Origin of the sequence: Sinomonas gamaensis, assembly GCF_005876955.1 — a bacterium.
Classification (GTDB): domain Bacteria; phylum Actinomycetota; class Actinomycetes; order Actinomycetales; family Micrococcaceae; genus Sinomonas; species Sinomonas gamaensis.
In genome coordinates this window covers 1-22,357 of the sequence record NZ_SSCL01000016.1, presented here as the reverse complement: position 1 = coordinate 22,357, position 22,357 = coordinate 1, and the positions used below count along the sequence as shown (strand labels likewise).

The following is a 22,357-nucleotide window of genomic DNA, read 5'->3' as shown; positions in this document are numbered from 1 at the left end:
GGCTGTTCCCCTTTCCTATGCCTTCTGCTCGAGCACTCGCTTGAGGGTCTCGAGATCCTGCTGCACCGCCGCCGCATCGCTTTCAAAGGCCGCATCGCTGACGCCCGGCTCGCGTCGGAGGTGGAAGATGGCGAGGCTGTGGCTGCGATCGTCGAGGATCCGGAACTGGTTCAGCACGGTCTCACCGGTGGGCAGCGTGACCTCATGGTCCAGGATTCCGGCGGCAACATCGCCCACGAAGCGGACTTCGACGTCGCCCATCGGCGAAGCCGCGATCCACCGCCCGCCCTCGGAGCGGACGCCGCCCGCCAGCCCGGCGGCCCAGCTGGGCAGGTTGACGGGGTTGCCGGCGAAGGCGGCCACGTCACGCGCGGGCAGCGCAATGGGGACTGCCACGTGGCGGAATTCGGACATGGACACGAGCGTAGTACGACGTGCACGATTGTGACGGTCGCCTCAATCCCAACTGGACAGAGCGTTCTGTCTACTTCTACGATCGTCGGCATGTCAGAATCCGATCGCCCAGTTCCGGTCCTCGACGCCGCCGCCGAGGCCCACTACCGCTCGCTGTGGATCATCCAGCATCTTCTGGAAGCGCAGGAGCTTGGCGTCGATTCCAAGACCCGCCTCAAAGAGCTAGTCGAGGAGCACACAGGCGACCCGGAGCAGGCTCTGCTCGAGCACCTCAGGACAGTGGTTCGCCCGGAAGGCTGGGGGGTAACCCAGTCCTAACGGTGAAACGATGGGGGGAGTGATGGGGAAGCGGTCGATGAAAGCGCTCGGAGGGGCGCTCGTCATGCCCATCTTCGGGTCTGACGGGAAGGCGTACCTGAGCCTGTGCGAGGCACACCACGAAGGCCGGGTCTTCGACGAGCGGGAATCGGCGTGGGCGTTTGCCCAGCAGCACAACGACGCGCGCCACAGCGGAAGGGCGCCTCGGGTCAGGACGCTCACCGAGCTCCCGGAATTGTCGGGTTTTCGCGGGTAGAGGCCACGAAGACCCGCAGTAACCCGACAATTCCCGCAAGTCCCGCAAGGGGAGAGCTCAGCCCTTCTTCGCCAGGCCCCTCGCGGCGTCGGCGATAGCATTGGCATCGATTCCGGCCCAGGCCATGAGCTCCTCGCCGGTTCCCGAGCCCGGCATTCCGCGCACCGCGAGGTGCTTGAGGTGGAGGGTCGTCTGGCCGGCACCCAGGAGGGCGTCGACGACGGCGGAGCCCAGCCCGCCTTCCGGATGGTGGTCCTCGACGACGACGAGCCGCCCACCCGTCGCCTCCGACGCGGCCCGCAGCCCCGCTTGGTCGATCGGCTTGAGCGAGTAGCAGTCGATGACGCGGGCATGAATCCCCTCGCCCTCGAGCTGATCCGCTGCAGCCAGGCACGCATGCAAAGTGACGCCCGCGCCCACGAGAGTGACGTCGTCGCCCTCCCGCAGCGTCTTCGAGCCGCCGACGGGGAAGTCCTGCTCGGGTCCGTAGAGCACGGGGTACGCGCCGCGCGTCGTGCGGACGTAGCTGACCCCGCTGAGCGAGGCCATTTGCGCCACGAGCGCTGCCGCGCTTGTCGCATCGCTCGGGTAGAGGACGGTGGAACCGTGGACCGCGCGGAGCATGGCGAGGTCCTCGAGCGCCATCTGGGAGGGGCCGTCGGCCCCGATCTCGACGCCGGCGTGCGATCCCGAGAGCCGCAGGTCCGCGCGGGAGATGGCGCCCATGCGGATGAAGTCGTAGGCGCGGGTGAGGAACGCCGCGAACGTCGAGGCAAACGGCTTGTAGCCCCGCACGCCCAGCCCTGTCGCTGCGGCGACCAGCTGCTGCTCCGCGATGAACATCTCGAAATAGCGGTCCGGGAACTCGCCGGCGAACTTGTTGGCGTACGTCGAGTTGCTCACCTCGGCATCGAGGGCGACGACGGCGGGATCCGCAGCTCCCAGCGCCGCCAGCGCCTCGCCGTAGGCCTTCCGGGTCGCCACCTTCTCGCCGACCTCGTAGCGCGGAAGCTCGGGGGACTTGGCCGCCTCGCGGGGCGGCAGGCCGCCGTCGTCCGAATCCGGGCGGGGACCGCGGACTTGGACGTCGCGCTCGCCGCCGAGCTCCTTGATGGCCCGCTCGGCCATGTCCTCGGGGAACGGCTTGCCGTGCCAGTCGGGGCTGTCCTCGACTTCGGAGAAGCCCTTCCCCTTCACGGTTTTGGCGATGATCACGGTGGGCTGTTCGCCCGAGGCGTCCTCCGCCGTCGTGAACGCCTCGTCGATGGCATCGAGGTCGTGGCCGTCGACGATCAGCACCCGCGCGCCGAACGCCTCGGCCCGGCGCCGGTAGGCCTCGGTGTCCCAGCCGAGATCGGTCTCGCCGCGCTGGCCGAGCCGATTGACGTCGAGGATGGCCACGAGGTTGGACAGCTTGTAGTGCGAGGCCTTGTCGAGCGCCTCCCAGATGGACCCCTCGGCGAACTCGCTGTCGCCGCACAGAACCCAGACGCGGTAGGGCAGCTTGTCGAGGTACTTGCCGGCGAGGGCAATGCCGACACCATCGGGGAGGCCTTGGCCGAGGGACCCAGTGGCGACGTCGACCCATGGCAGCTCGGGTGTGGGATGCCCTTCGAGGCGCTGGTCGAAGCGCCGATAACCGTTCAGGAGCTCGTCCTCGCCGACCACGCCCACCGCGCGGAACACCGAATACAGCAGCGGGGACGCGTGGCCCTTCGAGAAGACGAGGTGGTCGTTGCGGGGATTGTCGGGGCTGTCCCAGTCGTAGCGCAGGTGTCTGCTGATCAGCACGGCGAGGAGATCAGCGGCAGACATGGACGACGTCGGATGGCCGGATCCCGCGCTCGTGCTCGAGCGGACGGAATCCACGCGGAGCTGGGCGGCTACTTCGGCGACGGTCTCGAGGTCGGGCTTCGTGAGTGTGGTTGTCATCGTGCGACCTTTGCGTTCTTCGACGGTTCCGGTAGCTCCATTACCCTCCCGCCCAGCGGAGCAAGCAAGGGTTGGCCGAGTCAACGCAAGGCGGGAGCGCAGGGGGAGCCCGTGACGGCTAACGCCGCCCGGCGCGCGGCCGATAGGTGAGAGGGAAAGCTCAGCTGCACCTCCACCAGAAACGGCTCCATGATCGTTGTCACCCGCCTCAACGGGTCCCGCTTCGCGGTCAACCCGGATCTGATTGAGCGTATTCAGGAGAACCCTGACACCACGCTCGTGATGATCGAGGGCACCACGTATGTGGTGCGGGAGAGCCTTCTGGAGGTTATCGACCTCATCGCGCGCTACAAGGCGTACGTTCTGGCGACCGCCCGGGCGCTGCCGGTCGTGGAGGGCCAGCACCTCACCGTTGTGCCGGATCCCGAGTAGGAGGGGCCCATGGATCCTTCAGTCATCATCGGCCTGCTCCTCGCGTTCGGCTCGGTCGTCGCGATCGTGTCAATGGAGGGCGCGAGCGTCACCGCGCTGCTGCTGCCGCCGCCGATGATCCTCGTCTTCGGCGCGACGCTGGCCGTCGGCCTCGCGGGGAACACGCTCAAGGACACCGTCCAGGCCTTCAAGGCGATCCCGAAGGCGCTCCTCGGGAAGCCGTCGAAGCCCCAGGAGAGCATCGACAAGATCATCGCTCTCGCGGAGAAGGCCCGGAGCGAGGGCCTCCTTGCGCTCGAGTCGGAAGCGAGCGACACCAACGATCCCTTCCTGGCACGCGCGCTCCAGAACGTTGCCGACGGAACCGATGCCGACGAGCTGCGGACCATGATGGAGGACGAGATCGGCACCCGCTCCCGGGCGGACCACGCCAACGCGAGGTTCTTCGCGGCGCTCGGCGGCTACGCACCGACGATCGGCATTATCGGAACCGTGGTCTCGCTGACCCACGTCCTCGAGAATCTCTCGGACCCCACGAGCCTCGGTCCGATGATCGCGAGCGCCTTCGTGGCCACGCTGTGGGGCCTGCTCTCGGCGAACTTCATCTGGCTGCCGTTCTCGGCGCGCATCACGAGGCTGAGCGAGCTCGAGGTCGAGCGGATGACGCTCGTCATGGAAGGCATCCTCGCGGTTCAGGAGGGGGCGCAGCCCATGCTGCTCGCCGACCGGTTGCGGGCAATGGTCCCGGACCACCACTTCAAGGGCAAGGGGAAGGCGGACGCGAAGGAGAACTTGAGGTCCGCTGCGTGAGGGCAACGCCATGAGGGAAACAGCGTGAGCCCGCGCCGCCGTCGTCCGCTCAAGAAGCCCGCGCCGTTCCACGTCGACGAACGCTGGGCCGTCTCCTACATGGACATGATCACGGTCCTGTTCTGCCTCTTCGTGGTGCTGTTCGCGATGTCCACGGTGGACCAGAACAAGTTCGAGAAGCTGCGGAACTCCCTCGCGACGGGCTTCGGCACCACGGTGACGCAGAAGATCGACACCGCGAACGGCACGGTCGTCCCGCCGGATCAGGCGAACAAGGACGCGGAGGGGTTCGCGAACCTGGACCTTGCGCTCAAGGAAGTGGACCGGCTGACGTCCCTGGAGAAGCAGATGGAGGCACGGCTCGCCGAGCGCGGCATCCAGCAGGACGTCCAGTTCCAGATCGACGAGCGCGGCCTCACCGTCAAACTCGTCGGCTCTCAGACGTTCTTCCAGCCGGACAGCTCGGTCCTCACCCCGCGGGCGAACCAGGTCCTCGACGCCGTCACGCCGGTCGTGGTGCCGACCACGCTCGAGGTCTCGGTCGAGGGCCACGCCGCCAACCTCATCACGGGCTACCCGTCGGTGTGGGAACTCTCGACGGAGCGGGCCACGAAGGTGCTGCGCTACATGGTGGAGCACGACGGCCTGCCCGGTCCACGGGTCGGCGCCACAGGGTACGGCTCCTCCCGGCCCGCGAACCCAGACCAGACCGAGGCCGAGCACGAGCAGAACCGGCGGGTGGACGTCGTCGTCCTCTCCGACAAGCCGGAGGCGGTGCGGGCACTGATCCCGGAAGCACTCAAGGCGCGGACCGAGGGGAAGTAGTCGGGGCCGCGCTGATTCGAGTACGGACAAGTGTGGTTTCTGAGTACGGCGGATTGGGACAGTTGAAGTGCCGGCACCTGAGAGGTCAGCCAGAAACGGGGAACAGGGGGAGACGGCGATGTTCGGAATAGACGAAGCAAAGCTTGGATCGGACGACGTGGTCCACGTGTGGCATCGGGCGGGGAACCCGATGCCCGACCATCGCCTCGACCAGTATGCGCAGGCGCTCATGTCGGAGAGGCCGGTGGGCGCATACCACGCCCTCGACGACGATCAGGAGGACCGGGCGATCCTGGCGCTGTACCGCGTGGATCGGCCGCGGGCTACCTTCGAGGATCTGCATCAGGCTCCGCCGCTCGCCCTCTCGAGCTACTACCAGCTCCTCCACGATCTGGCCCGGGAAGGACTCGGAGTCTCGTAGCCTGCCGGAATCGGAGGGCTGCGATAGCCTCCTGCCATGTCCTACACCGTGGATTTCACGAATGTCTCGACCACCGGCTTGGAATCTTCCCCCGTGGCGGACGCGCTCGCGGGCCTTCGGGCGAACGAGGCCCGCTACTTCAAGAACAAGTACGACCACGACTTCACCGTCGTACCTGCGAGCGAGGCCCAGGAGACGATCGACTGGGTGCACCGGATCCTCAAGGAAGAGCGCGACCTCGTCATCTCCTCCACACCCCTCGAGGCTTCGGCCTTCCAGGTCGAGAACATCCGGATGGCCTACGTCTTCTACGAGAACGGCCTCTCCATCAACGTCATGTACACCATCGACGACGGCGGGAAGCGGGCCGTGGGGTTCAAGCTCTCCGACGGGATGGAGGTCCCCGAGGAGCTCGCCTCGCAGTTCAAGTTCGCGCGCCAGAAGTCCAGGCTCGCCGGAACGATCCGCGGTTCGTACTTCGTCATCAAGAACGAATACTGAGCTGATCAAGAACGAGTACTGAGCTGCTGAGCGGGCAAAGCAAGGATTTCCCAAGGATTCCTCCAACCCGGTCCTGGATCCGCAGGGCTCCTGCGAGGATCGTCTGCGGAGGCCAATCCGCTCGACCGTATGGGGGCGAGCGGACAGCACCCTGCCGGGCCTCTTCTCGCCGAGTTGGGGAGTAGACGTGCTCAAGAAGAGGCTGGCCGGACCTGTCGTGTCCGGACTTGTCCTGGCATTGGCGGTCCTGTTCGGGATCGCCGCGCCCTCCCAGGCGGCTGGGCGGCCCGGGATTGCGTTGAGCGCGTCCTCGGGCCCGGCGGGGGCGGAGGTCCTGGTCACCGGAACCGGGTTTGCCCGCGGGACGGACGGAACGCTCGCTGCGGGGACAGCGAGCGTTCCGTTCACCACGAACGACGACGGCTCCTTCGCTGCCGCCGTCACGATCCCTCCGACGACCGCGTCGAGCGTGCTCGTGAAGGCGACCGTGCGGCACGTCTCCGCTTCGGCGCCCTACGCCGTCACCTACAGCCCGGCCTCGACGACGGCCCAATCGCAGGCAGCCGCGGCGGGCACGTCGTCCCTCCTCGCGAGCCCGCTCAAGACGGCGGCGAAGACGACGACGGCAACCCCCTCGATCAGCTCGGCTCGGCTGCGCTTCGGCGTGGGGACGCCCGGAGGCCCGCAGGCGAGCAGCGAACTCGACCAGATCGCGACCCTCGTCAACGAGAACCCCTCGATCGTCCTCTCCTACAAGGATTTCTCCCAGGCAGCCCCGATCGCGGACCTGGACGCCGTGGCAGCGCGCGGCGCGACGAGCCTGGTGACGTGGGAGCCCTGGCTGTGGTCAGGGAACGGCGTGGACCAGCCCGCCTACTCGCTCAAGAACATCGCCGCCGGGAACTTCGACTCGTACATCCGCTCGTGGGGCACGGCGCTCGCGTCCTGGGGCAAGCCGGTCATGCTCCGCTTCGCCCACGAGATGAACGGCAACTGGTACCCGTGGGCCGAGGGCGTGAACGGCAATCAGGCGGGCGACTACGTCGCCGCGTGGCGGCACGTGCACGACGTCATCGCCTCCACCGGCGCTACCAATGTCTCCTGGGTGTGGAGCCCGAACGTCCCGTACTGGGGCTCGACCCCGCTCACAGGCCTGTACCCTGGCGCCGGCTACGTCGACACCGTGGCGCTCGACGGCTACAACTGGGGCACGGCCGCCTCATGGAGCTCGTGGACCACGCCCTCGGCCCTGTTCGGAGATGGACTGAGCCAGCTCCGCAGCGTGGCCCCGGGCAAGTCGATCATCATCGCCGAGACCGCCTCGGCGGAGGCGGGCGGCTCGAAGGCCGCGTGGAACACGGCCCTCGTCTCCTACCTGAACGGGCAGGCCGACATCATGGGCTTCGTCTGGTTCGACTACAACAAGGAAGTCGACTGGCGGATCGACAGCTCCGCGACCTCGGCCAGCGCCCTCGCCTCAGCGCTCGCCGCGCGACGCTAGGCCTATCTCGCCCGGTCCTCCTAGGTCTACTCTCGGTGTGGACGCCCTATGTGGAGCGAACCGAGAGGATCGGGCCATGAAAGTCGAATCCTGGCTCTTCGGGACGGGGGTCTTCTTCTTCGTCCCCATCGCCATCGTCTATGGGTTCCTCACCCGTTGGTCGGAATGGGTCGGCGTCCTCGGGATGCTGCTCCTGGGCGGCCTCGCGGGGATGATCGGATCGTATCTCGGGGTGACCGCGCGCCGGGTCGGTGTCCGCCCGGAGGACCGCGAGGACGCCGAGATCCACGAGGGCGCGGGCGAGCAGGGGCACTTCAGCCCGTGGAGCTGGTGGCCGATCGTGCTCGGTGCCGCGGCCGCGACGGCGGTGCTGGGCATCGCGGTCGGCTGGTGGATCTTCTTCATCGGCGTCGGCCTGGGGATCGTGGCGCTCATCGGCTGGGTCTTCGAGTACAGCCGCGGCGACCACGCTCACTGACACATGACCGCATCCGAGCCCGGGCGTCCCGGGGGCTACCTTGACCGCCCCCATTCGAGCTCGCTGGCCGACGTCCTGAACGTCATCCTCGACAAGGGGCTCGTGATCGATGCCTACGTCAGCCTTTCCCTGGTCGGCATCCAGCTCCTGAGCATCGACGCCCGCATCGTCGTGGCCAGCGTGGACACCTACCTCCGCTTCGCCGAGGCCACGAACCGGCTGGACCTCTCCAAGCAGGGCGGCAAGCCTCTCACGGATTACTTCCAGAAGGGCTTCGAGAACACGGTGGAGTCGGTGGCCCACAAGATCGCCGAGGACAAGACCGAGGACGCCATCGACACGGTCAAGGAGACCGTCGCCAAGGTCAAGGACACCGTGAAGGAAACGATCCTGAGTCCGCTCATCGGGAATGACGAGGACCGGGAGAACCACGAGGACGGGGAAGAGAAACAGGAAGCTGAGAGCTGAGGCGGGCTTATCGCCGCGCGGGCCCTGCCGATAGTCGCCTCCGTGACCGTGCAGGACCGCGAAGCCCCCGTTTCCGGGGAGTCGGCCGCGAGGGTTGTCGAGGCGTACGACTTTCGCCGTCCCACAACTCTCGCGCGCGAGCACAGCCGCATCCTTGAGGCTGGCTTCGAAAGCTTTTCTCGGCAATGGGGCACGCAGCTCACCGCGAAGGTCCGGGTCAAGTCGACGGTGACCGCCGAGTCGGTGGTCATGCAGACCTACGACGAGTACGTCGCCACGCTTCCCGCCGCGACGTCGATGGTCCTCTGTGCGATGGACGGCGTGTCGGCCAAGCTGGTGGTCCAGTTCCCCACGCCGGACGCCCTCGGCTGGGTGGCCCGCATGCTCGGCGGACACGGCGACAAGAGCGGCTTGGAGCGCAAGTTCACCCCGCTCGAGTACGCGCTCATCAAGAGCCTCGTCGGAGAGGGCCTTGAGGTCCTCCACTATTCTCTCGGCGGTCTCCTCGCGGGCACGGCCCGGGTCGAGGCGATCCAGTACAACTCGCAATTCGCCCAAGCCGCCGCGACCACGGACCTCATGATCGTCGTCGCCTTCACGGTCGTGGTCGGCGAGGCCATCACCACCGCGTCCCTCGCGATTCCGGCCGACGCGCTCCTCCCGCAGCTCGGTGCCGTCAATCCCATGGCGAGCATTGCGAACGCCGCGGAGCTGGTCCGCGCGCAGGTGGCGGAGGTCCCCATCGACGTCGCCGTCCGGCTCGAGCCGACAGGCGTCACCCCGGTCGAGGTCCTGAACCTCGCAGTCGGCGACACGCTCGTGCTGCCGCATCCCGAGCATCAGCCGTTCCACGTCGCCGTGGGCGGCAAGAACCTCGCGCAGGCGATGGTGGTCCGCAAGGGCTCCCGCGCCGCCGCGCGCATCGTCACGTCCCTGACCGAGGAGACCCTTCCGTGAGCAACCTGGCCCTCCACGCCTCCGCCGCCGACCGCCTGGCAGCGTCACTGCCCGTGCCCGGCCTCGCGGTCACGGGCAGCGTGGAGGCGAGCGCGGCCGCTGGGCATGCGGCACAGGCCGTCTCGGCGTCCTTTGTCGGCGCGCTCACCGCGGACTTCGCGCTCGCGCTCACGAGTGCAGGCTTCGCCGCCGAGGCGGGCGGCAGCCCGGAAGCGCGGACGACGGCGGTGCTGCGGCCCGCATTCGAGCGCGCCGCCGAGGCGCTCCAGGGAGGCGTCCTCTCGGAGCTGTCCGAGGGCGACGCGTGGGAGCTCTTCTCCGACCCGGACACGGCGGTCTTCGAGATCTCGGACGGGAGCGCGCCCTTCGGCTGGTTCGCGGTGCGCATCCACGGCGGCGCGCCGACGACCCACACTCCCCCGGCGGACGCTTCGTTCGCGGGCCGTCTCGGGCGGATCCACGACGTCGAGATGGCCCTCACCGTGGAGATCGGCCGGACGCGGATGAGCGTCCGCGAGGCGCTCTCGATGGAGCCCGGGAAAGTCATCGAGCTGGACCGCTCGGCGGGCGCGCCCGTGGACGTGCTGCTCAACGGGCGGAAGATCGCGCTCGGCGAGGTGGTTGTGGTCGATCAGGACTATGGCGTGCGGATCACCCGGATCCTCGACGTGGCCGAGGCGCCCCGCTGAATGGACTCGCTCATCCTGGGCCTTCGGGTCCTCGTCTCGCTCGGCGCCGTGCTCGGCCTCATGTGGCTCCTGCATCGGCGCCTTCGGCGCGGGACAGGGGCCCCGAAAGCCAAGGCGCTCGCGGTCGTCGCGCGGCAGAGCGTGGGCCCGAAGGCGTCTGTGGTCCTCGTGGACACGGACGGTCAGCGGTTCCTCCTCGGCGTGACCGAGCACGGGATCAATGTGCTGCACTCGAGCGAGGCGCCGGCCGCCGAGGTAATCACTGAGCCCGTCGTCATCAGCCAGGCGGCCGCGCCGCTGAGCCGCCGTGCCGCACGGGCGGCCCAGAACGGGGTGTCCGCCACCGCCTTCGGCCGCGAGCTGCTCCGGCAGCTGGGCCGCCAGCCGTGACCCCGGCGGGCTGGGCAGCGAGAGCAGGCCGGGTCGCCGTCGTCGTCATCCTCGCAGCGGTGACGGCCTACGCCCTGCTGCTCCTCAGCTCCGTGGCAGGGCACGCAGCGCCAGTCGGGCCGTCGGACCCCTCGGGTCCCGCCACTCCGGCGCCATCGGGCGGCCCTCTCAGCATCCAGATCAACGCGCCGGACAATGGGCCCTCGGCCTCGGTCGTCACGCTCATCGGGATCACGCTGCTCTCGGTGGCGCCGGCGCTCCTGCTCATGATGACGTCGTTCACCAAGATCTTCGTGGTCCTCGCGATGACGCGGAACGCGCTCTCGCTCCAATCGGTCCCGCCGAACCAGGTGATCGCGGGGCTGGCGCTGTTCCTCTCGCTGTTCATCATGTGGCCCGTGGTCAGCGACATCAATTCACACGCTGTGCAGCCCTATCTCAACGGCCAGCTCGATTTCGGCGGCGCGTTCAACGCCGCGACCGGGCCGCTCTCGAAATTCATGCTCGCGCATACGCGCCAAGAGGATATTGCGCTCATGACGCGCGCGGCCGGAATTCCGAACCCGGCCACTCCCGCAGCCACCCCGCTGCAGACGCTCATTCCGGCGTTCATGATCTCCGAGCTCCGCGCCGCGTTCATCATCGGATTCGTCATCTTCATCCCGTTCCTCATCATCGACCTCGTGGTCTCGGCGGCGCTCATGTCGATGGGCATGATGATGCTCCCGCCCGTCATGATCTCCCTGCCGTTCAAGATCCTCCTGTTCGTCCTCGTGGACGGATGGGACCTCATCATCACGTCGCTCATCCAGAGCTATCAGGGAGGCTGACGTGAATACTTCGGCCATTCTCGATATCTGCCTCCAAGCGCTTCTCGCCGCGGGGAAGCTCGCCGCGCCGGTGCTCGTGACGAGCCTCGTGGTAGGCCTCGCAATTTCCCTGGTCCAATCCGTCACGCAGCTCCAGGAGGCCACGCTCTCGTTCGTTCCCAAGGCCGTTGCCGTAGCCATTGCGCTCGTGGTCTGCGGGCATTGGATGATCTCGGAAATGGTGAGCTTCACCAACGACCTTTTCGCCCGGATCCCCTCGCTGATCAATTCATGAACATTCCTCTTGATCAGACGTTCATCGAAGCGGCGATGCTCGCCGCCGTGAGGATGACAGCATTCCTGTTCATCGCCCCGCCCTTCTCGCACAATGGGTTTCCGGCTCGGATCAAGGCGATGCTCGGAATCGGCCTCGGCCTCGCTGTCGCCGGCCGAGCCCAGAACGGGTACGCCGCCCGGGATACGGCAGGCCTCATCACCGGCCTCGTTCTCGAGCTCGTCACGGGCCTCGCGCTCGGCTTCCTCGTATATCTGGTCTTCGCCGCGAGCCAGTCCGCCGGCTCGCTCATCGACCTCGCCGCGGGCTTCCAGATGGCCCAGGCCTACGACCCTCAGAGCCTCGTCAACGGCGCCCAGTTCACGCGGCTGCTGCAGATGGCCGCTCTCGCGCTTCTCTTCTCCTCCGACGGCTATCAGCTGGTGATCGGCGGGCTCGCCGGTTCGTTCGGCGCGCTGCCGTTGGCGGGCGGCCTGGACCTCGCGCGCCCCGTCGAGGCGATGACGACGGCGGTCACCGGCCTCTTCGTCGCGTCCCTCCAGATCGCGGGGCCGCTCATGGTGGTCCTGTTCCTCGCCGACCTCGGGCTGGGGCTGCTGACGCGGGTGGCCCCCGCGCTCAACGCCTTCCAGATGGGGTTCCCGCTCAAGGTCCTCATCACGCTGAGCCTCGCGGGCGTGCTGTTCCTCGCGCTGCCCCGGATCGTGTCCTCGCTCGTGGAGCAGGCCGTAAACACGCTGCTGGGGGTGGGCTGATGGCCGACGTGCAGGAACGCACCGAACAGGCCACGGACAAGCGGCTCCGCGAAGTCCGCTCGAAGGGCCAGCTCTCGCGCTCACAGGACCTCACGGCGTGGCTCGCCGTCGGTGCCGGCGCGATCATGCTGCCGTCCACGATCGACGCCGCGTCGACCGCCGGCCGCGCGCAGATGTTCACCGTGACGTCGATCATCTCCGATCCGGATCCCGGAAAGGCCGTCCAAGCCCTCGCCGACGGCGCCGCCTCGCTCGTCGGCACGGTGGGGCCGCTCGCCGCTGTCGTCTTCCTCGCGGTCCTCGCCGGGTCCGCAGCGCAAGGCGGTGTGCATCTCAAGCGCTTCACGGCGTCTTTCGAGCACTTCAATCCCATCGCCGGCCTCAAGCGGACCTTCGGGCCCCAGGCGCTCTGGGGAGGCGTGAAGGCGCTCGCGAAGACCGCCGTCGTCGGGCTCGTGCTGTGGACCGTGGTGCAGGGGCTCATCCCGGTGGTCCTCTCAGCGGGCGGCCTGCCGATCTCCGGGCTGCTGGCCGCCGCCAACGACGGCGCCGCCTCCCTCATCCGCTTTGCCGTCGCCGCGGGACTGGTGCTGGCCGCGGCGGACGTGTTCGTCGTCGTGCGGCGGAACCGCACCAAGACCCGCATGACCAAGCGCGAGGTCAAGGACGAGAACAAGAACACCGAAGGAGACCCGCTCATCCGCTCGCAGCGGCGGTCGCGCCAGCTGGCGATGTCCCGGAACCGCATGATCGCCGCGATCGGAGGCGCCGACGTCGTCCTGGTGAACCCGACCCACGTGGCCGTAGCGCTGAAGTACGAGCCCGGGAAGTCTGCGCCGCGCATCGCGGCGAAGGGCGCCGGAACCATCGCAGCCCGGATCCGGGAGGAGGCCGAGAAGGAGCGCGTGCCCATGGTGCGCGACGTCCCGCTCGCGCGGGCCCTCCACGCCGCCTGCGAGATCGGCGAGGAGATCCCGGTGGAGTTCTACACCGCCGTGGCCGGCGTGCTCGCGTTCGTCATGGCCCTCAAGGCGCGTGGCTCGGCCGCCGGCCTGCACACGCTGCCCGCCCGCCCAGCCAGCTTGAAAGGAGTCACCCCGTGAACCGCAACTTCGCCCGGCTCGGAGTCCCGGTGGGGATCGTCGGCATCGTCCTGCTGCTCGTGATGCCAGTCCCCGCGCCGCTCCTCGACGTGCTGATCGTGTGCAACCTCCTGCTCGCGCTCGTGATCCTGCTGACGAGCATGTTCGTGAAGAAGCCACTCGACTTTTCCGTCTTCCCGTCGCTCCTGCTCGTGGCCACGCTGTTCCGGCTCGGGCTCAACGTCGCCTCGACCCGGCTCGTGCTGGGCCAGGGCTACGCCGGGCAGGTGATCGAGGCGTTCGGCAAGGTGACCGTGGGCGGCTCGCTCATCATCGGCGCGGTGGTGTTCGTGATCCTCGTGGTGATCCAGTTCGTGGTCGTCACCAAGGGCGCCGAGCGCGTGGCCGAGGTCGGCGCGCGCTTCACGCTCGACGCGATGCCGGGCAAGCAGATGGCCATCGATGCCGACCTCAACGCCGGCCTCATCACGGACGTCGTCGCGCGGCAGCGGCGCGCGGAGGTCTCGGCGGAGGCTGATTTCTATGGGGCGATGGACGGCGCCTCGAAGTTCGTCAAGGGCGACGCGATTGCCGGCATCGTCATCATCATCGTCAACATCGTGGGCGGGCTCGGCGTGGGCATGGCCCAGCGCGGCCTCTCGATCAACGACGCCCTGAACACCTACTCCCTCCTCACGATGGGCGACGGCCTCGTCTCGCAGATCCCCGCCCTGCTCATGGCGGTCTCGACGGGCATGATCGTGACGCGCTCGAACGCCGAGGCGGACCTCGGCCACGCTGCCTCCTCCCAGCTCTCACAGTCGCGGACGGCGCTGCTCATCACGGGGATCACCGCGGTGGTCATGGCGCTCATCCCCGGCATGCCGCCGCTGCCGTTCCTCGCGGTCGGGGCGGTGCTCATCGTCGTCTCGCGGCGGATGCAGGCGTCGAAAGATGCAATGAGAGCCGACGGCGGGGCCTCCTCGGAGACGAACGGCGCCTCGGGTGCCGATGTGGGGGAGCAGGACCCGACCCAGCGACTCATGGAGGAGATGCGCGTCCATCCACTCGAGATCCTGCTCGCGCCCGACCTCGTGGACCTCGTGGGCGGTTCGGCCGACGACCTTCTGGCCCGCGTGAAGTCGCTGCGGCACAAGATTGCCATGGACCTCGGGGTGGTGATCCCGCCGGTGCGGACCCGCGACTCCGTCGAGCTGCCGCCGGCGACCTATGCCATCCGCATCGCCGGCGTCGACGCGGGCCGGGGCACGGCGCCGTCGGGCAAGCTCCTCGCCCTCGGCGACTTCCTCGACGCGCTGCCGGGTGCCGCCGTCGTCGAGCCGGTCTTCGGGCTCGCGGGGAAGTGGATCCCCGCCGAGATGCGGCACAGCGCCGAGCTCACCGGGGCCACCGTGATCGACAGGGTGAGCGTGCTGATCACGCACCTCTCCTCGATCGTGACGGCCAACGCCGCGCGGCTGCTCTCACGGGAGGATGTGCGGGTGCTCACCGAAGGGGTGAAGGCCGGCAGCCCGGCGGTCGTGGAGGAGCTCACGCCGGGGCTCCTTTCCCTGGCCGAAATCCACCGGGTGCTGCAGGGGCTCCTCGCGGAGCAGGTGCCCATCAACGACCTCACCCGCATCTACGAGTCCCTGACCCTGCGGGCCAAGGCGTCGACCGATCCTGAGGGTCTCATCGAAGCGGCGCGGCTCGCGATCGGACCCGCGCTCGTGGGCCGCCTCATGGACGGGGACCGGCTCACGGTCATCACGATCGAACCTGTCCTCGAGCAGAGCCTCGTCCAAGACCTGCGGCCCGCCGAGGGCGGGACGCAGCTGGTCCTCGACCAGGCAAAGCTCGACGCCATCACGTCCTCTCTGAGCGCCGCCGTCGCCGCGGCCGAATCCTCTGGCAAGAGCCCCGTGCTGGTCTGCGCGCCGGTGCTCAGACCGGCGATGCGGAAGCTCGTCCCGCTGCCGCCGTCCGGCGTCCCGGTGCTCTCCTATGCCGAGGTGACGTCCACGGAGGTCGCGATCGAGACGATCGGGGTGGTGAGAGGTGCCGCAGTACGTGCCTAAAGCGGAGAAGATCCTTCGAGGCCCCAGTCTGGAGGCTCTGACGCGGTCGGCGGTTGCGCTGTACGGGCCCGAGGCACGGATCGTGCGGGCCGAGCGCGTGCTCGAGCCGGGCCTCGCCGGGCTGCTCGGCCGGCGCCACATCGAGGCGACCGTGCTGGTCCCGGAGCCTGGTCCCGAAGCGCCCGTGGTGCCGCACTCCCTCGCGGGTCGCGCCGGGATCGCTGCGCTGCTCGACGACGCCGACCGCGCCGAGGAGGCCCTGCACTCCTCTGAGGTTTCAACCCAGGGCGAGCGATTCGATGTGCTTCTCGAGCGGCTGCGCGGCGAGTTCGACCCTCCATCCGAGCCGCGCGTGCCCAGAATGCTCGACGGCGTGGGGGACTTCGTGCTCGTCGTCGGCTTTGGCGGGGCACCACTCGAGGTCGTGAACTGGATGTCGCGCGGGGAGGCGGAACCGTGCGCACGGGCGACGGCGGGCGACCTCATGGGCGACTGGCCGCACCTCGAAGTGCCGCTCGACGCGATCTCGGCGCGGGCCGACGCCGTCGAACGCGATGTCCCTCTGCTGGTCGCGTTCACCCTCGGCCCGCTCGACTCCCTCGACGCTTCACTCGCGGCAGCCGCCGCGCTCAGGGCCGATCAGGTGTGGCTCGTGGTGGACGCCCGCCACAAGCCAGAGGAGACCGCCGAGTGGGTGGAGGCAGCGTCGTCGTGCTTTCGTGCCGCGGGCCTCACGGTCAACGCGCTCGCCGTGGTCGGCGCGGCAGAAACCCGCTCGCCCCAGACCGTCAACGCCCTCGGCATACCCGTAGGCTGGGTTGACGGGTCCCCGGCACCACGGACGGTGCTCTGACAGCGCTCCACGGAAGGACAGCGATGCTCGTACTCACCCGCAAGCCCGGCGAGAAGATCATGATCGGCGACGAAATCGTCATCACGTTCCTCGAAAGCCGCGGAAGCGAAGGCATACGCATTGGCATTGACGCGCCCCGGCACCTCGCCATCAAGCGCGAGGAGATCTTCGAGGCCGTCGCGGACGCGAATCTTGCCGCGGCCCAGTCGCAGTCGGGGGCCGAGGACATCCTGAAGGGGCTCCTGGGCGGTCGCTAAGACGCCGCCCCTGCCAGTCTCCCCAGCTTTCGCGCCAGATTCCCCAGCTTTCGGCGGCTGAAACCGGTGTGTCGCCGCAACACGCCGGAGAACTGTAGCGCTCCGGCCCTAAAGTTGGGGAGGTTGGTGCAGAAGCGGGGGAATCCGGCCGCTACTTCTTCCTGTCCTACTTCTTCCGGCCCTACTTCTTCCGGCTCTGCGCAGTTTTCTTATTGTTCGCCTTCTCCAGCGCGTCCACGAGCTGATCCTTCGTCATGTGGGAACGGCCGGGAACGTCGAGTTTCTTGGCGAGATCGTAGAGGTGCTGCTTCGAGGCATTGGCGTCGACGCCTCCGTGGGTCTCGCGGCGCGTCGTCTTTCCGCCCTTGGCCTGCTCATCGGACGGGCCCTTGCCCTCTTTGGGCTCCCAATGATCGCCGACCTTCTCGTGCGTGTGCTTCAAGGCCGAATACGCGACGCGGTGGGCTCGTTCCTCGTCGTGATACGTCTTCTCGGCGGAGTCATGGGCCTTCGCGAAGGTCTGCTGGGCTTTGTCATCCGAGCGCTGGATGGTCGAGGGGAGTTCGTCCTTCCTCGCCTTTCCGCTCTTGTCCGTCTTCGGCATCGCATCCTCCGTTTCGTCGGGACGGCTGAGCTTGCTTTGCCAGATCTTTACCCGAAGGAGGCTCGGTTACGCGTTTTGGGCAGCGCGCTGCGGGTAACGGAAGAGGGCATTCCGCTGATGCGGTCCAACATGAAGGAGCCGTGGTTCGAAATGGGTATCGGAGCTTCACTCGTCCTGATCGCGCTGGGCGCCATCCTCGCCTTCGCGGTCGGAAATGCGGTCTCGTTCGTGAACCTCGTGGTGATCGGGTACATCCTCATGGTGGTGGGCATCATTGGGCTGGTCGTCACGTTGGTCATGTTCGGCCCGAGGCGCGCCCGGCGGGTCAGCGAGACCAGGACCGCGGTCGACCCCGACACCGGCGAGCGGGTGACGCGGCGCGAGACCACAGACGGAACCCTGTAGCCGATCGGAACCCTGTAGCCGATCGGAACCCTGTAGCCTGAGCGCTGCAAGGGACTGCCGCTGCCTGCCCTCCGCGTCGAAGTTCTCCGGTGAGAGCCACGAACGCAGTGCTCCGCCTACCTCCGGCCACTCGGAGTCGATGATCGAGTACCAAGCGGTGTCGCGGCTCCTGCGTGCCCCACTTCGACGACGCCGTTGGCTGGGTCATGGCGCATGAGAGCCAAGGTGCCCACCGCCTTCCCGCTGCGACGGTCAATGACCGCGAAGTGCAGTGGGTCGCTGGATCGCGACTGCTTCTCCGCCTGCTGACGGTAGCCCTCCTCGCTGTCGAACGGTCCCACGGAGAGGTAGGTCCAGTCGCGTCCGTCCAGGGCCTGGGCGTACGCCGAGTACAGCTGATAGGCGTGACGGTCAGCCTCAAGGGGTTCGAGCCGACAGAAGCTGCCCTCGAGAACAACCCGCTTCGGTGCCGAGCGGGGCGCCCAGTCCGGCAATGGCCGGGGCTGGCCGAACTCGTTCAGAGGCATCGTCAGAAGTTCCTGCGCTAGGTGCTACCGGTCAGTAGAGGTGCGCCTCCTTGACGCTCGGGGCGGTGGCGCCCTGCATGACCCAGCGGTTGCCGTCAGGGTCGGCGAAGAAGGCGAAGTGAACGCCGCCCATGTCCTGAACATCGCTGATCTCGGCCCCACGACCCAGGAGCTCGGCGCGCACAGCCTCCAAGTCCTCCACCACGAGCTGCAGGCCCTCGAGGCTTCCCGGCGCCATGCTGGTCATGCCGGTGCCGATGACGATCGACGTGGCGGAACCCGGCGGGGTCAGCTGGACGACCCGCATTCCGGGAATGTGCTCAACATCGTGATCGAGGGCAAAACCCAGCGTCTCGCTGTAGAAGGACTTGGACCTGTCCACATCTGCCACGGGAACCTGCACGACTTCCAGACGCATCTCCATGTGGCCTCACGCTAGCGGCCGACGACCCGCGCGGAAAGCGACCCGCGTGGAAAAATGGTCCTGATCCAAGGGGGCACATGGAATTTCTGCTGCTGGTGGTCGGCCTGCTGTTCGGGACGGTGCTCATCGTTGGGGTCGGGGAGCGGATCCGTCTCCCGTATCCGATCCTCATGCTCGTGTTCTCCGCGCTCGCCGCGTCGTTGCCGTTCGTCCCGGACGTGCACATCGATCCCGAGCTCATCCTGCCGCTCTTCCTGCCGTCGCTGCTGTTCGCGGCCGCGCAGCGCTCGAGCTGGTCGGTGTTCCGGCTGCGCTGGCGCTCCCTCGTGCTGTTGGCCGTGCTGCTGGTGGTCGTGACTGTTGCCGCCGTAGCGGCCGTGACGTGGTGGCTGGTCCCGGCGCTCGGCGTGCCGCTCGCCATTGCGCTCGGTGCCATCGTTGCCCCGCCCGACCCCGTCGCGGTGGAGGCGATCGCGGGCAAGGTGAGGATGCGCCGTCGTCTGCTCACGGTGCTCCAGACCGAGGGGCTGTTCAATGACGCGATGGCCATCGTGATCTTCCAGACGGCGGTGTCCGCGACCATCAACAACGAACGCGTCGGATGGGACATCGTGCCGCGCTTCTTCCTGGGCGCAGCCGGAGCCGTGCTGCTGGGCATCGCGATGGCCTGGCTCGTCGGGGCCCTGAATCGGTTTGTCCCCAACCTCGTGGCCCGGAGCGCGACGACTCTCGTGGCGCCGTATGCGGTGTACCTGCTGGCCGAGGTCGCGCATTGCTCAGGCGTGGTCGCGGTGGTGGTCACCGCCGTCGAGCTCGGGCGGCGCGCCCGGCCGCAGGACTCGGAGGAACGGCTCACCCGCTCGGCGTTCTGGGAGGTGCTCGAGCTCCTCACCACCGGCATCGCGTTCGGGCTCGTGGGCATCGAGATGCGCTCGGTCATCGACGCGGAGGGCCCCAGCCTCGTCCGGTTTGTCCCTGGCATCGCAGCGGTCTGCGCGGCGGTGGTCCTGGTCCGCTTCATCTGGATGTACGTCATCTACCGGATGGGCGGCACCGAGCGCCGGGAGAAGACGCCCCGCTCGCTCAAGGAGGTCGTGGTCCTCACGTGGTGCGGGATGCGCGGCCTCGCAACGCTCGCCCTGGCCCTTGCACTTCCCTCGACGCTCGCTGACGGCTCGCCCACGCCGGGACGGAACTTCGTGGTCGCGGTCGCCTGCTCGGTGCTCGTGGTCACCCTCGTCCTTCCAGGGCTCACCCTGCCGTGGCTCACGCGGGTGCTCAGGCTTCCCGATGACCGCGAGGCGGAACAGCAGGCCCAGCGGGCCCTCGCCCGCCGAGCCGAGCGGGTGGCGCTCGAGGCCATGCAAACCTCGCCGGCAGCGCTGAAGCTCCCCGAGGGCCGCCGCAGAGCCCTGGCCCGGCGCATGTCGTCCCTGCACACGATTCTCGAGGCCGATTACGCCGATGATCCCGACAAGATGCGCAGGCTCAAGGTCGTGCTCGCAGCGATGGACCGGGCCCAGCGCGATGCCCTGGACGCAGCCAGGCGCGAGATGCTCGCAGCGCGAAACGAGCCCGGAAATGATCCCGAGCTCGTCGACAGGGTTCTGCGCCGACTGGACCTGCGCACGATGACGTTGGACCGCTGAGCCGTTCGCGTACGGTAGTCCTGACCAGACGGTGAGTGAAGGGAATCTGATGCGAGAGAACATCGTCGTTGTCGGCGTCGACGATAGCGAGACCGCGCTCCGGGCCGCCCAGACGGCTGCCGAAGTTGCCACCGCCTTCGGGGCGAGGCTTCATGTGGTGAGCGCCTTCGAGGACGAGCGTACCGAGGTGTACGGGGTGGGCAGCGACAAATGGATCATCTCCGGCGCGACGACGGCCGAACGTGTGGCGAAGAACGTCGCCGAGTCGCTCACCTGGCCCGAGGAGGCCGAGAAGATCACGTACATGTCGTCGCGGGGAAAGCCCGCCGACGCGATCCTCGCCGAGGCGCAGCGCCTCCAGGCCCGGCTCGTGGTTGTGGGGAACCGCCGCATGCAGGGCATCGGCCGGATCCTCGGCAGCGTCGCGAGCAGCGTTGCGCATGGCGCGGATTGCGATGTCTACATCGTCAACACCGTGGGCGACGGCGCGGAGTAGCCGGTCGTCAGGGCGGCGGCCGACGGCGGTGAGTCACCTTGCCGCCAGGACCTGCTCTCGGAGGATATCGGCGTGCCCGCAATGCTGCGCCAGCTCCCGCAGCATGTGGAGGAGCACCCAGCGCAGGGGGAGCGGTCCGCGCCGGTTGCCCCGGACGATGTCGTCAAGCCCCAACCCGGCGACGGCGCGCCGCGAGTCCTCGCAGGCCTTCCGGTAGTCAGCGCGGACCGATGCGATGGTGTCGCTCTCGGCGAGGATGAAGGATTCGTCCGGTGTGGCGGGAATCCCGATCTCCTGCCGAGAGCGACACGTGATGGCCTCGTCGAACCAGACGCGTTCCACGAACGCGGCGTGCTTGACGAGGCCGAGGAGCGTCGTCCGGGATGGCACGAGCGAGGCCCTCGCCTCCGACTCCGAAAGCCCCTCAAGGCTCCCGTCCATCGCCGCGCGGTGCTCGTCGAGGAACGCGAGGAACTGATCGCGGAGGTCGGCGCCGAAGATCGCGGGGTCCATGCTGGGCATCGTGGCGGGCGTCATGGACGGGAGTATATTTCCACGCCTTTCAGAATTCGCGAGAGGAATTGCCGCATCAGGTGATCGTCGTCGGGGCCGCCGCCTTCGTGGCCGTTGTATGGCCAGACCCGGATCTCCTTCTCGCCTGCGTAGGCATTGAAGGCCGCAAAAACGGTCGACGGCGGTGTGGTGCGGTCCATGAGCGCCGCCGAGAAATAGGCGGGGTGCTTCGCGCGGGCAGCGAAATTCACCCCGTCGAAGTAGGAGAGCGTCTCGCGGACGACGTCCACCTGGTCGCGGTGGGTCGCGAGGTACTTCGAGATCTCCCGGAAGGGCGACGTGTCGGTGATGACGGTTGCCCGCGGGAAATCGCACAGGAACGGGACCGTGACCGCGACGGCTGAAAGGTCCGGGACGAGCCCCGCAACGGCAAGGGCTACGCCGCCACCTTGGCTTCCGCCGGTCACGGCGACACGTGCGGGATCGACCATGGGGAGACCGCGCACGGCGTCGACCGCGCGGACGCCGTCGGTCATGAGACGGCGGTAGTAGTAGGTCGCCTTGCTGGTGATTCCCTTGGTCATGACGCCGGGAACCTGGGGACCTGCTGCCCCGCTGCTGTCCGGCGTATCGCCCACGGACCATCCGGATCCCTGTCCGCGGGTGTCCATCTGGAGGTGGGCGAATCCCGCCGAGGCCCAGAACAGGTTCTCCCATGCCCGTCCGCGGCCTCCGCCGTAGCCGACATATTGGACGACCGCGGGAAGGGGACCCTCAGGGTTCTTCGGGGTCCGCAGCCAGGCCTTGACGGGCTCGCCGCCGAAGCCCGGGAACGTGACGTCGTAGACGTCCAGGGTTTCCAGGCCGATCTCCGGAAGCCGCTCGACCACGGTCTCTCCGCCGGCTCGGCGCGATTCGTCGAGGGTCTCCTCCCAGAACGCGTCGAAGTCGTCCTTGCATATCTGGGAGCTCTTGTAGACCCGGAGCTCTTCCTCGGGCAGATCGTTGTACACAGTGCTCCTTCTCCGGTTGCGGGGGGTGCTCAGTTGGAGGGGAAGTTGTAGGAGGCGCCGGAGGCGTGGGTGGGTTCGGGCCAGCGTTGGGTGATGACCTTGGCGCGGGTGTAGAAGGAGACGCCTTCTTCGCCGTAGATGTGCTTGTCGCCGAAGAGGGAGCTCTTCCAGCCGCCGAAGGAGTGGTAGGCGACCGGGACGGGGA

The 22,357-nt window shown here is 68.0% G+C and carries 30 protein-coding genes and 1 pseudogene; 23 read left to right on the top strand and 8 right to left on the bottom strand.

The genetic code is table 11. From position 1 onward, the window contains the following. Positions 1 to 15: 15 nt before the first annotated feature. Complete coding sequence (locus E5679_RS17490) at positions 16 to 414, bottom strand: SRPBCC family protein (protein ID WP_138418252.1); 399 nt, start codon at positions 412 to 414, stop codon at positions 16 to 18. A 90-nt stretch (positions 415 to 504) separates the two neighbouring features. Between E5679_RS17490 and E5679_RS17485 the strand changes: the two genes are divergently transcribed. Further along, positions 505 to 732: a hypothetical protein gene (locus E5679_RS17485; RefSeq protein WP_138418250.1), complete on the top strand. Its 228-nt coding sequence runs from the start codon at positions 505 to 507 to the stop codon at positions 730 to 732. A gap of 37 nt (positions 733 to 769) precedes the next feature. Next, positions 770 to 988: a hypothetical protein gene (locus E5679_RS17480; protein WP_138418248.1), complete on the top strand. Its 219-nt coding sequence runs from the start codon at positions 770 to 772 to the stop codon at positions 986 to 988. Between the two features lie 57 nt (positions 989 to 1,045). Here E5679_RS17480 and E5679_RS17475 read toward each other — a convergent pair whose 3' ends face one another. Further along, positions 1,046 to 2,920: a transketolase gene (locus E5679_RS17475; protein ID WP_138418246.1), complete on the bottom strand. Its 1,875-nt coding sequence runs from the start codon at positions 2,918 to 2,920 to the stop codon at positions 1,046 to 1,048. 189 nt (positions 2,921 to 3,109) lie between these two features. On the opposite strand from E5679_RS17475, the gene E5679_RS17470 reads away from it, so the two are divergent. From E5679_RS17470 to E5679_RS17385, 18 genes are all read left to right on the top strand, one after another. Further along, positions 3,110 to 3,352 (top strand): flagellar FlbD family protein, encoded by a 243-nt coding sequence (locus tag E5679_RS17470; RefSeq protein ID WP_138418244.1) that lies wholly within the window; start codon positions 3,110 to 3,112, stop codon positions 3,350 to 3,352. Positions 3,353 to 3,361: 9 nt separating this feature from the next. Continuing rightward, complete coding sequence (locus E5679_RS17465) at positions 3,362 to 4,162, top strand: motility protein A (protein ID WP_138418242.1); 801 nt, start codon at positions 3,362 to 3,364, stop codon at positions 4,160 to 4,162. Between the two features lie 24 nt (positions 4,163 to 4,186). Beyond that, positions 4,187 to 4,987 (top strand): OmpA/MotB family protein, encoded by an 801-nt coding sequence (locus E5679_RS17460; protein ID WP_138418240.1) that lies wholly within the window; start codon positions 4,187 to 4,189, stop codon positions 4,985 to 4,987. A 118-nt stretch (positions 4,988 to 5,105) separates the two neighbouring features. Beyond that, positions 5,106 to 5,408, top strand: a complete 303-nt coding sequence (locus E5679_RS17455; protein ID WP_138418238.1) for a hypothetical protein — start codon at positions 5,106 to 5,108, stop codon at positions 5,406 to 5,408. A 36-nt stretch (positions 5,409 to 5,444) separates the two neighbouring features. After that, complete coding sequence (locus E5679_RS17450; RefSeq protein WP_138418237.1) at positions 5,445 to 5,909, top strand: phage tail protein; 465 nt, start codon at positions 5,445 to 5,447, stop codon at positions 5,907 to 5,909. 187 nt (positions 5,910 to 6,096) lie between these two features. Further along, positions 6,097 to 7,410, top strand: coding sequence for a glycoside hydrolase family 26 protein (locus E5679_RS17445; RefSeq protein WP_138418235.1), 1,314 nt, complete (start codon positions 6,097 to 6,099; stop codon positions 7,408 to 7,410). Positions 7,411 to 7,486: 76 nt separating this feature from the next. Then, positions 7,487 to 7,888: a cytochrome c oxidase subunit 4 gene (locus E5679_RS17440; RefSeq protein WP_138418232.1), complete on the top strand. Its 402-nt coding sequence runs from the start codon at positions 7,487 to 7,489 to the stop codon at positions 7,886 to 7,888. A 3-nt stretch (positions 7,889 to 7,891) separates the two neighbouring features. Continuing rightward, a complete protein-coding gene (gene gvpJ, locus E5679_RS21695) occupies positions 7,892 to 8,356 on the top strand; it encodes a gas vesicle protein GvpJ (RefSeq protein WP_138418231.1) in 465 nt (154 codons plus the stop codon). Positions 8,357 to 8,398: 42 nt separating this feature from the next. After that, the gene (locus tag E5679_RS17430; RefSeq protein ID WP_338055921.1) at positions 8,399 to 9,313 is read left to right on the top strand and encodes a flagellar motor switch protein FliM; all 915 of its coding nucleotides are present in this window, start codon (positions 8,399 to 8,401) and stop codon (positions 9,311 to 9,313) included. Further along, entirely contained in the window at positions 9,310 to 10,002 is a 693-nt protein-coding gene (fliN, locus tag E5679_RS17425) for a flagellar motor switch protein FliN (RefSeq protein ID WP_138418229.1), read from the top strand. Before E5679_RS17430 ends, fliN begins: the two co-directional genes overlap by 4 nt. Next, positions 10,003 to 10,392 (top strand): flagellar biosynthetic protein FliO, encoded by a 390-nt coding sequence (fliO, locus tag E5679_RS17420; RefSeq protein WP_138418227.1) that lies wholly within the window; start codon positions 10,003 to 10,005, stop codon positions 10,390 to 10,392. Further along, positions 10,389 to 11,222 (top strand): flagellar type III secretion system pore protein FliP, encoded by an 834-nt coding sequence (gene fliP / locus E5679_RS17415; RefSeq protein WP_138418225.1) that lies wholly within the window; start codon positions 10,389 to 10,391, stop codon positions 11,220 to 11,222. Before fliO ends, fliP begins: the two co-directional genes overlap by 4 nt. Before the next feature lies 1 nt (position 11,223). Further along, positions 11,224 to 11,496, top strand: coding sequence for a flagellar biosynthesis protein FliQ (fliQ, locus tag E5679_RS17410; RefSeq protein WP_138418223.1), 273 nt, complete (start codon positions 11,224 to 11,226; stop codon positions 11,494 to 11,496). Further along, positions 11,493 to 12,251, top strand: a complete 759-nt coding sequence (locus E5679_RS17405) for a flagellar biosynthetic protein FliR (RefSeq protein WP_138418221.1) — start codon at positions 11,493 to 11,495, stop codon at positions 12,249 to 12,251. The genes fliQ and E5679_RS17405 overlap by 4 nt, the downstream gene beginning before the upstream one ends. Then, on the top strand, positions 12,251 to 13,354 hold the full coding sequence (locus E5679_RS17400; protein WP_138418219.1) for an EscU/YscU/HrcU family type III secretion system export apparatus switch protein: 1,104 nt from the start codon (positions 12,251 to 12,253) through the stop codon (positions 13,352 to 13,354). Before E5679_RS17405 ends, E5679_RS17400 begins: the two co-directional genes overlap by 1 nt. 62 nt (positions 13,355 to 13,416) lie before the next feature. Next, on the top strand, positions 13,417 to 15,411 hold the full coding sequence (locus E5679_RS17395; RefSeq protein ID WP_420821085.1) for a flagellar biosynthesis protein FlhA: 1,995 nt from the start codon (positions 13,417 to 13,419) through the stop codon (positions 15,409 to 15,411). Next, positions 15,404 to 16,264, top strand: a complete 861-nt coding sequence (locus E5679_RS17390) for a hypothetical protein (protein ID WP_138418215.1) — start codon at positions 15,404 to 15,406, stop codon at positions 16,262 to 16,264. The genes E5679_RS17395 and E5679_RS17390 overlap by 8 nt, the downstream gene beginning before the upstream one ends. Before the next feature lie 23 nt (positions 16,265 to 16,287). Next, positions 16,288 to 16,521, top strand: a complete 234-nt coding sequence (locus E5679_RS17385) for a carbon storage regulator (RefSeq protein ID WP_138418213.1) — start codon at positions 16,288 to 16,290, stop codon at positions 16,519 to 16,521. Between the two features lie 181 nt (positions 16,522 to 16,702). Here the strand turns inward: E5679_RS17385 and E5679_RS17380 are convergent, their stop codons facing one another. Then, positions 16,703 to 17,125 (bottom strand): ChaB family protein, encoded by a 423-nt coding sequence (locus tag E5679_RS17380; protein ID WP_138418211.1) that lies wholly within the window; start codon positions 17,123 to 17,125, stop codon positions 16,703 to 16,705. 129 nt (positions 17,126 to 17,254) lie between these two features. On the opposite strand from E5679_RS17380, the gene E5679_RS17375 reads away from it, so the two are divergent. Further along, positions 17,255 to 17,530: a DUF6458 family protein gene (locus E5679_RS17375; protein ID WP_338055920.1), complete on the top strand. Its 276-nt coding sequence runs from the start codon at positions 17,255 to 17,257 to the stop codon at positions 17,528 to 17,530. A 116-nt stretch (positions 17,531 to 17,646) separates the two neighbouring features. On the opposite strand, the gene E5679_RS17370 is transcribed toward E5679_RS17375, so the two are convergent. Together E5679_RS17370 and E5679_RS17365 are read right to left on the bottom strand one after the other, a co-directional pair. After that, on the bottom strand, positions 17,647 to 18,057 hold the full coding sequence (locus E5679_RS17370) for a GNAT family N-acetyltransferase (RefSeq protein WP_212746998.1): 411 nt from the start codon (positions 18,055 to 18,057) through the stop codon (positions 17,647 to 17,649). Between the two features lie 31 nt (positions 18,058 to 18,088). Further along, positions 18,089 to 18,481 (bottom strand): VOC family protein, encoded by a 393-nt coding sequence (locus tag E5679_RS17365; protein WP_138418207.1) that lies wholly within the window; start codon positions 18,479 to 18,481, stop codon positions 18,089 to 18,091. A gap of 77 nt (positions 18,482 to 18,558) precedes the next feature. Here E5679_RS17365 and E5679_RS17360 point away from each other — a divergent pair, with 77 nt between their 5' ends. Continuing rightward, positions 18,559 to 20,130: a Na+/H+ antiporter gene (locus E5679_RS17360; protein WP_138418205.1), complete on the top strand. Its 1,572-nt coding sequence runs from the start codon at positions 18,559 to 18,561 to the stop codon at positions 20,128 to 20,130. Positions 20,131 to 20,179: 49 nt separating this feature from the next. After that, complete coding sequence (locus E5679_RS17355; RefSeq protein WP_138418203.1) at positions 20,180 to 20,626, top strand: universal stress protein; 447 nt, start codon at positions 20,180 to 20,182, stop codon at positions 20,624 to 20,626. Positions 20,627 to 20,659: 33 nt separating this feature from the next. On the opposite strand, the gene E5679_RS17350 is transcribed toward E5679_RS17355, so the two are convergent. The 3 genes and pseudogenes from E5679_RS17350 to E5679_RS21310 all read right to left on the bottom strand — a co-directional run. Then, positions 20,660 to 21,163 (bottom strand): DinB family protein, encoded by a 504-nt coding sequence (locus E5679_RS17350; protein WP_420821084.1) that lies wholly within the window; start codon positions 21,161 to 21,163, stop codon positions 20,660 to 20,662. Further along, on the bottom strand, positions 21,160 to 22,152 hold the full coding sequence (locus E5679_RS17345) for an acetylxylan esterase (RefSeq protein ID WP_138418201.1): 993 nt from the start codon (positions 22,150 to 22,152) through the stop codon (positions 21,160 to 21,162). Before E5679_RS17345 ends, E5679_RS17350 begins: the two co-directional genes overlap by 4 nt. 29 nt (positions 22,153 to 22,181) lie before the next feature. Beyond that, positions 22,182 to 22,357, bottom strand: a pseudogene (locus tag E5679_RS21310) (methylmalonate-semialdehyde dehydrogenase (CoA acylating)); the annotation flags it as partial.